The organism is Halomonas sp. KHS3, assembly GCF_000830495.1.
Taxonomy (GTDB): Bacteria; Pseudomonadota; Gammaproteobacteria; order Pseudomonadales; family Halomonadaceae; genus Vreelandella; species Vreelandella titanicae.
On the sequence record NZ_JWHY01000005.1, the window covers coordinates 114,906 to 128,673 of the forward strand.

13 protein-coding genes are annotated in these 13,768 nt (G+C 53.6%); 6 read left to right on the forward strand and 7 right to left on the reverse strand.

What is annotated here, in order from left to right; all coding sequences use genetic code 11:
* Positions 1-54: 54 nt before the first annotated feature.
* From leuS to RO22_RS13730, 6 genes are all read left to right on the forward strand, one after another.
* Complete coding sequence (leuS, locus tag RO22_RS13705; RefSeq protein WP_041158534.1) at positions 55-2,640, forward strand: leucine--tRNA ligase; 2,586 nt, start codon at positions 55-57, stop codon at positions 2,638-2,640.
* The gene (locus tag RO22_RS13710) at positions 2,637-3,131 is read left to right on the forward strand and encodes a twin-arginine translocation signal domain-containing protein (protein ID WP_041158535.1); all 495 of its coding nucleotides are present in this window, start codon (positions 2,637-2,639) and stop codon (positions 3,129-3,131) included. Before leuS ends, RO22_RS13710 begins: the two co-directional genes overlap by 4 nt.
* Positions 3,128-4,195 (forward strand): DNA polymerase III subunit delta, encoded by a 1,068-nt coding sequence (holA, locus tag RO22_RS13715; RefSeq protein ID WP_027957524.1) that lies wholly within the window; start codon positions 3,128-3,130, stop codon positions 4,193-4,195. Before RO22_RS13710 ends, holA begins: the two co-directional genes overlap by 4 nt.
* A gap of 86 nt (positions 4,196-4,281) precedes the next feature.
* Positions 4,282-4,680, forward strand: coding sequence for a PA2779 family protein (locus RO22_RS13720; protein WP_009286979.1), 399 nt, complete (start codon positions 4,282-4,284; stop codon positions 4,678-4,680).
* Positions 4,681-4,693: 13 nt separating this feature from the next.
* Positions 4,694-5,632: a PA2778 family cysteine peptidase gene (locus tag RO22_RS13725; protein WP_027957525.1), complete on the forward strand. Its 939-nt coding sequence runs from the start codon at positions 4,694-4,696 to the stop codon at positions 5,630-5,632.
* A 288-nt stretch (positions 5,633-5,920) separates the two neighbouring features.
* The gene (locus RO22_RS13730) at positions 5,921-7,126 is read left to right on the forward strand and encodes a GGDEF domain-containing protein (protein WP_027957526.1); all 1,206 of its coding nucleotides are present in this window, start codon (positions 5,921-5,923) and stop codon (positions 7,124-7,126) included.
* 63 nt (positions 7,127-7,189) lie between these two features.
* Here RO22_RS13730 and sthA read toward each other — a convergent pair whose 3' ends face one another.
* From sthA to RO22_RS13765, 7 genes are all read right to left on the reverse strand, one after another.
* Positions 7,190-8,581, reverse strand: a complete 1,392-nt coding sequence (sthA, locus tag RO22_RS13735) for a Si-specific NAD(P)(+) transhydrogenase (RefSeq protein WP_027957527.1) — start codon at positions 8,579-8,581, stop codon at positions 7,190-7,192.
* Between the two features lie 60 nt (positions 8,582-8,641).
* A complete protein-coding gene (gene nqrM / locus RO22_RS13740) occupies positions 8,642-8,896 on the reverse strand; it encodes a (Na+)-NQR maturation NqrM (RefSeq protein ID WP_022523176.1) in 255 nt (84 codons plus the stop codon).
* A gap of 232 nt (positions 8,897-9,128) precedes the next feature.
* Positions 9,129-10,361: an NADH:ubiquinone reductase (Na(+)-transporting) subunit F gene (nqrF, locus tag RO22_RS13745; protein WP_009286983.1), complete on the reverse strand. Its 1,233-nt coding sequence runs from the start codon at positions 10,359-10,361 to the stop codon at positions 9,129-9,131.
* Between the two features lie 72 nt (positions 10,362-10,433).
* On the reverse strand, positions 10,434-11,051 hold the full coding sequence (gene nqrE / locus RO22_RS13750) for an NADH:ubiquinone reductase (Na(+)-transporting) subunit E (RefSeq protein ID WP_009286984.1): 618 nt from the start codon (positions 11,049-11,051) through the stop codon (positions 10,434-10,436).
* 1 nt (position 11,052) lies between these two features.
* Positions 11,053-11,721: an NADH:ubiquinone reductase (Na(+)-transporting) subunit D gene (locus RO22_RS13755; RefSeq protein ID WP_009286985.1), complete on the reverse strand. Its 669-nt coding sequence runs from the start codon at positions 11,719-11,721 to the stop codon at positions 11,053-11,055.
* Between the two features lie 2 nt (positions 11,722-11,723).
* Complete coding sequence (locus RO22_RS13760) at positions 11,724-12,545, reverse strand: Na(+)-translocating NADH-quinone reductase subunit C (protein ID WP_027957528.1); 822 nt, start codon at positions 12,543-12,545, stop codon at positions 11,724-11,726.
* Positions 12,545-13,768, reverse strand: a complete 1,224-nt coding sequence (locus RO22_RS13765; RefSeq protein ID WP_022523175.1) for an NADH:ubiquinone reductase (Na(+)-transporting) subunit B — start codon at positions 13,766-13,768, stop codon at positions 12,545-12,547. Before RO22_RS13765 ends, RO22_RS13760 begins: the two co-directional genes overlap by 1 nt.

Genomic DNA, 13,768 nt, shown 5'->3' on the forward strand with positions numbered 1-13,768 from the left:
TAACATTCACTTTGCGCCCCTTTTGGGCGAATACGCCAAGGCATTAATAAACCGATGGACGCACACTACAGCCCTCGTGATATCGAACGCGACGCCCAGCAGTATTGGGACAAACATCAGTGCTTCAAAGCCGTAGAGGACGCCAACCGCGAGAAGTTCTACTGCCTCTCCATGTTCCCCTACCCCAGCGGCAAGCTGCACATGGGCCACGTGCGTAACTACACTATCGGCGACGTTGTCTCACGTTTCCAGCGCATGCAGGGTAAAAATGTCATGCAGCCCATGGGCTGGGACGCTTTCGGCATGCCCGCGGAAAACGCCGCCATCCAGAATCAGGTGCCGCCCGCCAAGTGGACGTACCAAAATATCGACTACATGCGCAATCAGTTGAAGGCGCTGGGTTTTGCCTACGACTGGAGCCGCGAGTTCGCCACCTGCGATACCAGCTACTACCGCTGGGAGCAGTGGTTCTTCACCAAGCTGGTAGAAAAGGGCTTGGTGTATAAGAAAATGTCGACGGTTAACTGGGATCCGGTGGATCAAACCGTCCTCGCCAATGAGCAAGTTATCGAAGGCCGCGGCTGGCGCTCCGGTGCGCTGGTTGAGCGTAAAGAGATACCGCTGTGGTTCTTGAAGATTACCGACTACGCCGATGAGCTGCTGGCCGACCTGGATAAAGTCGAGTGGCCCGAGCAGGTCAAAACCATGCAGCGCAACTGGATTGGTAAATCCCGCGGTGTCGAGCTGACCTTTGATGTCAAAGGCGCTGATGGCCAAGCCAATGAGCCGCTGGCGGTTTATACCACTCGCCCGGATACGCTGCTGGGCGTTACTTATGTGGCGGTTGCAGCTGGCCACCCGCTGGCCAAGCAGGCGGCCGAGCAGAACAGCGAGCTAGCTGCATTTTGCGACGAGTGCGCCAGGGGTGGCACCTCCGAAGCAGAGATGGCCACCAAAGAGAAAAAAGGCATGCTCACCGGCCATAGGGCGGTTCACCCGCTAACCGGCGATGAAGTGCCCGTTTACGTGGCAAATTTCGTGCTCATGGAGTTTGGTACCGGTGCCGTCATGGCGGTACCTGGCCACGACCAGCGCGACTGGGAGTTTGCCACCAAGTACGGCATTGCCATCAAACCGGTCATCGCCGATGAAAGCGGCCAGCCTGCCGACGTTTCTGGGGCGGCCTACGCCGAATACGGCAAGCTGGTTAATTCAGGTCAGTTTGATGGCCTTGATTTTGAACAAGCCTTTGATGCCATTGCCGCCAAACTGGCGGAGCTTGGTCGTGGCGAAGTCAAAACCAACTACCGCCTGCGCGATTGGGGCGTTGCCCGCCAACGCTACTGGGGCGCGCCAATTCCGGTGAAATACGGCCCGGAAGGTCAAACCGTTCCGCTCACCGATGATGAACTGCCGGTATCGCTACCCATGGAAGTCACCGTAGACGCCTCCGGCTCGCCGCTGAAAAAGATGCCGGCGTTTTCTGACCTGGGCGATGGCTGGACGCGCGAAACCGACACCTTCGACACCTTTATGGAGTCGTCTTGGTACTACGCGCGCTTCTGCTGTGCGGATAACACCGAAGCAATGCTGGATGAGCGCGCCAACTACTGGCTGCCGGTGGATCTCTATATCGGCGGTATCGAGCACGCCATCCTGCACCTGTTGTATGCGCGTTTCTTCCACAAGCTGATGCGTGACTTTGGCTTGGTGGATTCCGACGAGCCCTTCCAGCAGCTTCTGACCCAGGGCATGGTCATTGCGGAAACCTTCTACCGCTCCACTGATAACGGTGGCAAGCAGTGGTTTAACCCCGCTGACGTGGAAGTGAAGCGTGATGAGAAAGGCCGCCCTCTGAGCGCTATCCTCATGAGCGACGGCGATCCGGTGGAAATGGGTGGCATCGAGAAGATGTCCAAGTCGAAAAACAACGGCGTTGATCCGCAGTCGATGATCGACAAGTTTGGTGCCGATACCGTACGCCTGTTTATGATGTTTGCCGCCCCCCCCGAGCAGTCCCTGGAATGGTCGGATTCAGGTGTAGAGGGCGCGCACCGCTTCTTGAAGCGCCTATGGCGTCAAGTCAATGAGCACTTGGCAGCGGGCACGCCCGGCACGCTGGACGTCAATGCACTTAACGACGATCAAAAGACGCTGCGCCGGAAAACCCACGAGACTATCAAGAAAGCCAGCGACGACATTGGCCGCCGCACCACTTTCAATACCGCCATTGCTGCGGTGATGGAGCTGTCCAACGCTATCGGTAAGTTCGACGATAGCTCTGAACTTGGCCTGGCGGTTAGCCGTGAAGCGCTGGAAGCCTGCGTACTCTTGCTCTCGCCGATTACGCCGCACCTGTGCCATAGCCTCTGGGAAGCGCTTGGCCATTCAGGCCCGGCCATTGAAGCAACCTGGCCGGTAGTAGATGAATCCGCCCTTACCCGCGACAGCATTGAGCTGGTGGTACAGGTCAACGGTAAACTGCGTGCTCGCCTTGAAGTACCGGCAAGCGCAGATAAGGCGTCTATTGAAAAGCTGGCGATGGAGCATGAAAACGTTCAGCGCTTCCTCGAGGGCAACACCGTACGTAAAGTGATCGTGGTGCCCGGCAAACTGGTTAATATCGTGGTGAGTGGATGAACCGACGCACATTTTTAACCGCTAGCATCGCCGCCTCGGCGGCGGTGCTGCTCAGCGGCTGTGGGTTTCGGCTACGCGGTTCTGAATCGCTGCCTACGCTGCCCCCCCTTGCTTTAGAAGGCGACACCAACAGTGCCGTCGCTCAGCAGATCGCCTCACGTCTTCAGCAGTTAGGCACTCAGGTAGCTGCTGATGCGCCCTGGAGGGTCACGTTGGGCACGCCTGTTTTAACCGAGCGTCGACTCGGCGGTGATGGCAGGGCAAGCCGCGAGCACGAGCTAACGCTTAGCACCAGACTCTCAGTTCAGGAGCGAGCATCGAATGCCTATCACATCAATAATGAAACGCTGTCGACGGATACCCGCATTCGCGTTAGCGATGACGACCTCCTTAACCGCGAAACGCTAATGATGGAAGCAGAACAGACGCTTGCACGCCAGTTGTCTCAGCAAATCATTGAGCGCCTTACTTACGTTGAGGGCATGCAGTGAAGGTATTTGCTGATCAGCTACCCGCTGCGTTAGCAAAAAAGCTACCCCGCGTAGTGATCGTAGCGGGGGATGAGCCCTTACAGCATCGCGACGCCTGCGATGCTGTAAGGGCTGCAGCTCGCCAGGGGGGTGTCGAGGAGCGCGAAGTACTCGATGTCGAGCCCAATTTTGCCTGGGGTCGCTTGATGGAAATGTCGAGCAACCTCTCGCTGTTTGCAACCAGCAAGCTGCTGGAGCTGCGCTTAGGCAACCACAAGCTGGGTCAAGATGGCAGTAAAGCGTTAGCGCAGTACGCCGAAACCCTGGATAACAGCGATGATGTTCTACTGATTGGTATGGGCAAGCTAGATGCCAAGCAGCAAAAAAGCGCCTGGTTCAAAGCGCTGGATAAGCACGGTTTGTTTGTTCCCGTGTGGCCCGTGGACGCTTCCCGCTTAGGCTACTGGCTACGGGATCGTGCTTCATTGCACGGTCTACAAATTGATCTGGAAGCCGCTCGCCTGCTGGGAGAGCGCACCGAAGGCAATCTTTTGGCCGCTGACCAAGAGTTGCAAAAGCTGGCACTGATTCACCCCCAAGGCACCCGCTTGAACGTGGAAAGTATTGCCCAGGGAGTAGAAGACAGCACCCGCTTTGATGTCTTCAATTTGGCCGATGCCTGCCTGAAAGGCGAACCCAGCCGCGCTTCGCGCATTGTGAATGGCTTACGCAGTGAAGGCGTTGAGGCGCCTATCGTGCTGTGGGCGCTTAGCCGAGAGCTACGCACGCTGCTCTCGCTGCATCAGCACCTGGATCAAGGGCAGAGTTTTGAGCACGCCTGCAAAACCCAAAAGCCGATGATTTTTGATAAGCGCCGCCCCGCTTACCAGAAAGCCATTGGCCGCCTGCCCATGAAGCGCTTACATAAATTGCTATTAATGGCCCAGCGGCTCGACTTAGCCGTCAAGGGGGCAGCAGCGGTGCCACTATGGCCCGGCTTACACGATTTAGCCATGACCATGGCCGGGGGCCGCGGGCTGCTCTCAGAGTCGGCCTGGACCTATCGCATTAGTGCAAATAATTAGCACTTTGCATATTACGCTTAAAAATCAAACCATTTGTTTCTATACTCATTCCTTACCACCCCGACTAGTCTATAAGGAAGAAGACGATGAAAACATTGCGTGCTTACCTCTCTACCCTACTGATTGCAGCGCTGGTTATTACCAGCTTACCCGTTGCCGCTGCACCCACTGCGCCCCAATCAATGGATTTAGTCTCCACCCAATCTGTTTTGGCAGCTGACCGTGCTGGCGCTGATCGCGAACGGATTAACGAGATCCTGGCCCGCGCCGATGTGCAAGATCAGCTGGTAAAACAGGGTGTTGATCTGGACGAAGTCGAGGCTCGCGTTGCATCACTCAGTGATGCTGAAGCACAGCAAATGGCCGATCAGCTTGAGCAACTGCCAGCCGGTGCCGGCGTTGTAGGCGCTTTATTTGCCGTTTTCATTATTTTGCTGGTAACCGACATTCTCGGCCTAACCGACGTTTACCCGTTTACTCGCTAATACAAGGCCGCTCATGACCTACCTGTTTTCCAACGCCCGCTTTGCGGGCGTTTTTATTATGCTGCTACTGCTCAGCGGCTGTGCGCGTAATCCGGTATTACTGCAAAGCACCTATCAAGCCCTACCGCCCCATACAGAAATCACCAGCGTACCGTTTTACGCCCAAACAGAATTTCAGTGCGGCCCTGCCACGCTGGCAATGGTACTCAATCACCAGGGTGTCGACACCGACGTTGAGGAGCTGATTCCTCAAGTATTTCTGCCCGGACGCGATGGCAGTGTGCAGCCAGAAATGCTGGCAACGGTGAGACGGCATGAGCAGCTCGCGTTTCCTATTCGCGGCACCATGGACGCCCTATTAAACCATTTGGCAGCGGGCGACCCGGTGGTCGTTATGCAGAATTTGTCGCTGCCGATTTATCCAATGTGGCACTACGCTGTGGCCATTGGTTACGATTTGCCCAGTGAAACGCTTATTCTGCGCAGCGGCGAGATTGAGCGCCATACCATGTCGTTCAGCCGTTTCGATGCCACTTGGGCACGCACAGAGCGCTGGGGATTTGTGGTGGCCGAACCAGGTACTTTGCCTACAGGTATTACTGCCCGCAACGCCTTAGAAGCGCTTAGCGCCTACGAAGAGGCCCATGGGCCACGCGCTACGCTTTCAAGCTGGCAAGCGTTTGTAAAACGCCACCCCACTAACGCTATGGGGCAGTTTGCGTTAGGCAATGCACTTTACGCAGATCAACAACCCGGCAACGCACGCAAGGCGTTTGAACGGGCAACCGAGCTGGATGAGTCAATGGGCGCTGCATGGCTAAATCTAGGCCTTTTACTACTGCAAAGCGATGCGCCTGAAGACGCGCGCGAAGCATTAACCCACGCTGCCTCCCTTGATGGTAGCTGGCGAGAAAAAGCAAGCTTAGCCTTAGACTCTCTAAATAACGATTAAATATCAATCACTAACAGCGTTATTAATAATAACGAGCACAAGTATGATCCTGCAATTAGTAAAGTTGTGGGATGGCAGACTCGGCGGGTGAGTGCTTAAGTTGCATAAGGATGAAGTCTTTAAGCTGTTCATTGGATTACCTACCCATTAACGGAGAGGTGCCATGCAGAACTGCCCTTTGCAACGGAAGCACTCTTTTGATGATTACGTGTTTTTACCAAACGTACTCTCGCCTGCTCGGCAGTATACAGAGAGGGGCGGCATCACTGCCTGCTTGCTGATTATCTCATGATGATGCGCCACTTTCTTCGTCAGCCCGGTGGGCGCTTAGCATCCATTTTTGCCGTCCTTCTTTGCGCTATGTCCGCAGTAATGGGCAGCTATGTTTACAGTGCGTGCCAAAAAGCTAGCGCCGATTACACCACGCTAGTGAGTGATATTGTTCTAGCCCAACAGGCCACGCCTCAGTTACGGGCCGCATTAGAGGAAGGCAGCCGCCAGCCTAGCAGCGAACACATTAAATACATCGATTATTTTATTTCACTTTCCAAACAGCATTTAAATAACATACAGAGCAGTATTGAACGCCACCGATATCTCATCTCGGACGTTGAATACCTGCATAATCACTTCAGCGAGCTTAACAATCGCCTTTCAGACTTAACCCAGCAGTCACAGCAAGCCCAACAGCGCCCAGAGCTGATTGATCCGTTACAACGGGTTGCCATGGAGGTAGGCGGCGCTCAGGCTTGGCTATACAACCAGCTGCTAGAAGAAGTGCGCGACACCTCTGTTCAGCAACGTTTGGTGATGCAGCGACTCTCGATTGCGGTGAGTGCGCTATTGGTGTTAATGGTCAGCGCTGCAATTACACTCTGCCTAGCGGTTATTCATCTCCACCGTCAGCGCAACGTCATGCATCAGCTAATGCTAACCGATGAACTGACCGGGCTATATAACCGGCGCCATTTGGTCAATATAGCATCCGCTGCGCTTACCCAAGCCCAGCGCGATCGAGCACCGCTTAGCCTGCTGCTGTTAGATCTTGATCACTTCAAGCAAATTAATGATACCTACGGGCACCCAACCGGCGATGAGGTACTTCGCCAGATCAGTAAGCAGCTTCGCGAGCTTAGCCGTCCATCGGATACATTAGCGAGGATTGGTGGAGAGGAGTTTTGTTTATTGATGCCCAACACCGCTACCCATGATGCACTTCAGGTAGCAGATCGGTTGCGCCGAGAGGTCGAAGTTAATACGCTGAGCGGTATAGAGCAGCAAACCAACCCGACTATTAGCATTGGCGTGACGACGTGCCAAGTCGGCTCGCTGACGTTTGAGCAGCTTTATTCGTTTGCCGATAAAGCGCTCTATCAAGCTAAAGCACTGGGGCGCAACCGCGTTGAAAAACTGTTGCCCCCCACTGAGCCGTCACCTGATAACAAACCACAAGCTTACGGCCATACGCTTATTCGCGAATCCAGTGACTCTTAAACGTCTACGACAAAGGCAACTTCTCGGATTAGACGCCTGACAAAGCCCTCGCTAAAGCTGTGGCTAGAAAACCCGGTTTAAACCATTCTGCGCAGCCACCCGGTACGCTTCTGCCATGGTCGGGTAATTAAACGTGGTATTTACAAAGTACTTGAGCGTGTTGGCATCGCCCTCTTGCTGCATGATCGCTTGGCCGATATGCAAAATCTCAGACGCCTGGTCGCCAAAACAATGAATACCGAGTATTTCCAGGGTGTCTTGGTGGAACAGAATTTTAAGCATACCCACAGTATCACCGGTAATTTGTGCCCTGGCGGTATCTTTGAAGAAAGCTTTGCCTACTTCATAGGGCACTTTGGCTTCGGTAAGTTCACGCTCATTGGGGCCGAACGAGCTAATCTCAGGGATGGTGTAGATTCCGGTAGGTACATCACTCACAAAGCGATACTCTTTATCGAGCAACTCATTGCACGAGTTCAAGCCTTGGTCGTAAGCCGCGCTCGCCAAACTCGGCCAGCCAATTACATCGCCCGCTGCGTAGATATGGGAAACCGCAGTGCGGTAGTGCTCATCAACGCTTAGCTGGCCACGCCCATTGGCGGTTAAGCCAATGTTCTCAAGGCCTAAGCTGTCGGTATTACCGGTTCGCCCATTGGCCCACAAAAATGCATCAGCGCGAATTTTCTTGCCTGACTTGAGACGCACGACGACGCCTGACTCATCGCCCTCAACGCTCTCGTATTCTTCATTATGGCGAACCAGCACACCGTGCTTACGCAAATGGTAGGAGAGTGCATCGCTAATCTCATCGTCCAGGAACGACAGCAGGCTGTCACGGTTATTAATGAGATCAACTTTGACGCTCAAGCCCGAAAAGATCGATGCATATTCACAGCCAATCACCCCGGCGCCAAAAATTACCAGCGTGCGCGGGGTATGCGAGAGGCTTAATATGGTGTCAGAGCAGTAAATACGCGGATGGCGGAAGTTAATATCCGCCGGGCGGTAAGGGCGAGAACCAGTGGCAATCACGATTTTCTTCGCCACCAGTTCTTCCATGCCTTCCTGGCGGTCACGCACCAACAAGGTGTGCTCATCTTTAAATCGGGCGACGCCATGAAACAGATCAATGCGGTTGCGCGCATAGAAGGTGGTACGCATCTCTACCTGTTTATCGATGGTACCCCTTGAGCGTTCCATCACTTTGGGGAAGGAGAACCAGCGCGGCTCACCAATATCGCGGAACATAGGGTTGGTGTTGAACGCCATGATCTGTTTCACCTGATGGCGCAGCGCTTTGGAAGGAATGGTACCCCAGTGAGTACAATTGCCACCTACCTGAACCTGCTTCTCAATAATCGCTACACGCTTGCCATGCTTTGCAGCGTTGATAGCAGCGCTTTCTCCTGCAGGCCCCGTACCGATCACCACAACATCGTAATTGTGAACCGCCATGCTCTCTGCGTCCCCTTGCTATTTTTGGTCAATCATCCCGTTGCATACAACGCAGTCTTGTTAGCGACGTGTAGCATCATAGCCCAAATCGGCACCACGGCTTTCATCGCTACGGCGGCGCACACCTCCGCGCTTGCGGTTCTCTTCTTCACAAACCTCATCTTTGCCACCGCAAATATCACAGCCATCTTTCATGCCGATTTGATTCAAACCGCCGCAAGAACCGGCAATTGGTTTGCGGCCCATGATGACGCCCACAGCCATCGCACCCATAATCAGTGCCATGAAACCGAATACCAGTAGCCAAATAGTCATATCAACCTCCCCGCTTCACATTGCTTCGCTTTAAATTATTGGTCTTACCTGACGACAACAGTCGTCGTGATAAGTGCCTCACGGTCATTCATCATTAAAGTGATTATACCTTAGCCAAGCCCCTCTTATCAGCGCGGTGATAAGTCATTCCCTTCACAAGGTTATATAAACAAACGGGGCCAGCCCAAAAGGCCAGCCCCGCTTAACGCTACTATCGACTTACGCCGACCGTTTAGCCACCGAAATCATCCAACAGGATATTTTCCGGCTCAACGCCCATATCAAGCAACAACTTGATAACCGATGCGTTCATCATCGGCGGCCCACACATGTAGTACTCGCAATCTTCAGGTGCTGGGTGATCCTTCAGATAGTTTTCGTACAGCACATTATGGATAAAGCCTGTCGGCCCTTCCCAATTATCTTCCGGCTGAGGATCAGATAGCGCCAGGTGCCACTCAAAGTTAGGGAACTCTTCGGCTAACTGGTCGTACTCTTCGTTGTAGAAGGTTTCACGCCAGGAGCGAGCACCGTACCAGAAGGTAATCTTGCGATCAGACTTCAAGCGCTTCAACTGATCGAAGATGTGACTACGCATCGGTGCCATACCCGCACCACCACCGATAAAGATCATCTCGGCGTCAGTATCACGGGCAAAGAACTCACCGAACGGTCCCATTACGGTGACCTTATCGCCCTCTTTAAGGCTGAAGACATAAGTCGACATCAAGCCAGGCGGATGGTCAGTGCCGGGAGGCGGCGTGGCAATACGGATGTTAAACTTGAGGATACCCTTCTCGTCTGGGTAGTTCGCCATGGAGTATGCGCGAATCACTTCCTCGTTGTTCTTGTGGGAAATTTTGAACATATCAAATTTTTCCCAATCACCCCGATACTCCTCGTCGATATCAAAATCAGAGAACTTGATATCGTAAGGCGGTGCAACGAGCTGTACATAGCCACCGGCGCGGAAGGCGACTTCTTCGCCCTCTGGCAGTTTCAGGTTTAACTCTTTGATAAAGGTGGCAACGTTGGGGTTGGCAATAACCTCACATTCCCACTTCTTCACCCCAAAGACTTCTTCAGGCACTTCGACTTTCATGTCCTGCTTCACAGGTACCTGACAAGAGAGGCGCCAGCCCTCTTTCTTCTCACGCATCGTGAAGTGCGACTCTTCAGTCGGCAGAATAGAGCCGCCGCCCTCTTCAACCCGACACTTACACTGGGCACAAGAACCACCGCCACCGCAGGCGGACGAGAGGAAAATGCCGTTAGCGGCAAGCGTGTTTAGCAGCTTACCACCGGCCTGGGTCTTCAAAGTGTGCTCAGGGTCGCCGTTGACCTCAATGGTCACGTCCCCGCTACTCACAAGCTTGCTGCGCGCTGCCAGAATGATCGCCGTCAAGCTAATAACGATGACCGTGAACATGACAACACCGAGCAAGATGACTGTTGTATCAACCATGTCGGTTTCCTATTGCTGGAGGTTTTCTATTACCCGGCGATGTTTGCCACCGCCGGGAAAAACCGGCTCCGATTAAAGCTGAATGCCCGAGAAGGACATAAAGCCTAACGACATCAGCCCCACGGTGATGAAAGTAATGCCCAGCCCTTGAAGGCCACCCGGCACATCGCTGTACTTCAGCTTTTCACGAATACCCGCCAGGGCGGCAATGGCCAATGCCCAACCGGTGCCCGCGCCAAAGCCATAGACCACGGCTTCGCCAAAGTTATAGCTACGCTCCACCATGAACAGTACGCCACCCAGGATGGCGCAGTTAACGGTAATCAGCGGCAGGAAGACCCCTAGCGCGTTGTAGAGCGACGGTACGTACTTATCAAGGAACATTTCCATGATCTGTACCAGCGCCGCAATGACACCGATGTAGGAGAGCAACCCAAGGAAGGAGAGGTCGATGTTTTCAGCACCGCTAATACCGGTCCAGGTCAGCGCACCTTCCTGTAGCAAGAAGGTATAGACAAGGTTGTTAACCGGCACGGTGACGGTCAATACCACAATCACCGCAATGCCCAAGCCAATCGCTGAGGAGACCTTTTTGGACACCGCCAAGAAAGTACACATCCCCAGGAAGAAGGCCAGTGCCATGTTTTCAACAAACACCGAGGCAACAAAAAGACTCAGATAATGTTCCATGTTACACGGCCTCCTTGGGCTTGGTGTTTTCCTTCATTTTGAACTCATTATCTTCTACTTGCTCAGGGTTAACGGAACGCATTACCCAGATCAGTAGACCGATAATAAAGAACGCTGAAGGCGGTAGTAATAGCAAGCCGTTAGGCACGTACCAGCCACCATTTTGCACGGTCTGGAGGATGGTAATGCCAAATACGCTGCCCGAACCCAGCAGCTCACGGAAGAAACCCACCACCATGAGTACAAAGCCATAGCCGAGGCCGTTACCAATACCGTCTAAAAACGACATGCCCGGCGTATTGGACATCGCAAAGCCTTCAGCGCGCCCCATGACGATACAGTTAGTAATGATCAAACCCACAAATACCGAGAGCTGCTTAGACATCTCATAGGCATACGCCTTGAGAATCTGATCAACCACGATAACCAGCGAGGCAATAATGGTCATCTGCACGATGATACGGATCGAAGAGGGAATATGATTCCTGATCAACGATACGAACAGATTTGAGAATGCCGTTACGAAAATAACCGCCAGCGCCATAACGAGCGATACGCTCATACTGGTGGTTACCGCAAGTGCCGAACAGATCCCCAGAATTTGCAGCGCAATAGGGTTGTTCTGGAAAATCGGCGCTGTTAAAACGCCTTTTGCATTTACGTCCGCCATGATCAGGCCCCCTCAACGTCTTCGAAGTTGGTATCGGTCTCTTCGGCGTCTTCCGGCTCAGTGCCTCTGCGGAATTTAGCCAAATAGGGACCGAAAGCTTCTTCGCTCAACCAGAACTGCAGCATGTTAGTCACGCCGTTACTGGTCAGCGTAGCGCCAGATAGCGCATCGACTTCGTATTCGTCACTGGCGCCGCCTTTGGTCAGGTGAATCTCCGGTGAGAGGTCGCCCTCTTCATCGTAAATTTTCTTGCCTTCCCACTGGGCTTGCCAGCGCGGGTTGTTAACTTCTGCGCCCAAACCTGGCGTTTCACTGTGCTCGTAGTAGGTGATACTGACAATAGTATTGCCATCACCCTCTACGGCCAGGAAGCCACGCATCAAGCCCCAAAGCCCCTGACCACGAATCGGCAACACGATCTGTTCCGGATCGTCTTCACTGCCGACCAGATAAACAGTCGCGTAGTTTTCAACCCGTGAAAGGCCCGCGATGTCTTGATCGCCAGAAAGCGTGCGACCCGAGGCCGGGTCACGGGCAGCCTCAAAACTATCGTAGGTATCGGGATCGAACTCATCGGAGTACTCACCCGTATCCAGGTCAACGACCCGTGCGATGATCTCATCGCTAAACACCTCTTCAACGTCCATACCCGGCTCATAAAGCTTGGCAACGTTCAAGATGTTGGTTTTACGGTCGAGTTCCTGGTTAAGCTGTTGCATGGGTCGCAAGGCGACCGCCGCGGTCGAGACAATGACGGAGCACACGATACACAGTGCAAACGCCACAATCAGGACTTTCTTGATGGAGTTGTTACCTTGTGCCATTAGGCAGTCTCCTCGGCCGGTACGGCGGTTCGCTTCACGCGACGCTTGATGTTGGCCTGGACGAAGAAATGGTCAATCAGCGGTGCAAACAGGTTAGCGAACAGAATCGCCAGCATGATGCCTTCCGGGAAAGCCGGGTTCACAACGCGAATCAAAACAGTCATCACACCAATCAGCGCACCAAACAGCAGACGGCCTTGATTGGTCATCGACGCCGACACCGGATCGGTTGCCATGAAGACCATACCGAAAGCGAAACCGCCGATCACCAGATGCCAGTACCACGGCATGGCAAACATTGGGTTGGTATCAGAGCCGATTAGATTAAACAGCGTACTGGTCACCACCATGCCCAGGAGTACCCCCAGCATGATTCGCCAAGAGGCAATTCCCGTCCACAGCAACACAGCGCCGCCGATAAAGATGGCTAGTGTCGAGACCTCCCCGATCGAGCCAGGGATAAAACCGATGAAGGCATCCCACCAGCTAAAGGTGTCGGTCAACGCAGACATACCGTCCTGGAACGCTAGAGAGAGTGCCGTCGCACCAGTATAGCCATCAGCGGCAACCCATACAGAGTCACCAGAGATTTGCGCGGGATAGGCAAAGTAAAGGAATGCACGACCGGTCAGCGCGGGGTTCAAGAAGTTTTTCCCCGTGCCGCCGAAGATCTCTTTACCAATCACCACACCAAAGGTGATACCCAAGGCAACCTGCCAAAGGGGAATGGTGGCGGGCAGTACCAGCGCGAAGAGTACGGAAGTGACGAAGAAGCCTTCGTTGACTTCGTGACCGCGCTTGATAGCGAACAGCACCTCCCAGAAACCACCGACCACAAAGGTGACCAGGTAGATAGGTAGGAAGTAGGTAGCGCCAAGGACAAAGTTAGCCCACAGGCTATTCGCATCATGACCGGACGACAGCGTCATCATAATCGCTTCGCGCCAGCCTCCCATAGAGGCATAGCCCGCATCAATTGCCGTGTTGGCCTGCCAACCAGCGCTCCACATGCCGAAAAACATCGCCGGAAAAGTACACATCCACACGGTAATCATGATGCGTTTAAGATCGATACCGTCACGCACATGCGCGGTGGTTTTAGCCACGCTCGGTGGCGTGTAAAAAATAGTATCTACCGCTTCAAACAGCGGATAGAACTTTTCGTACTTTCCGCCTTTGTGGAAATGCGGCTCGATATTTTGGAGTGTCTGTTGAATACCCAT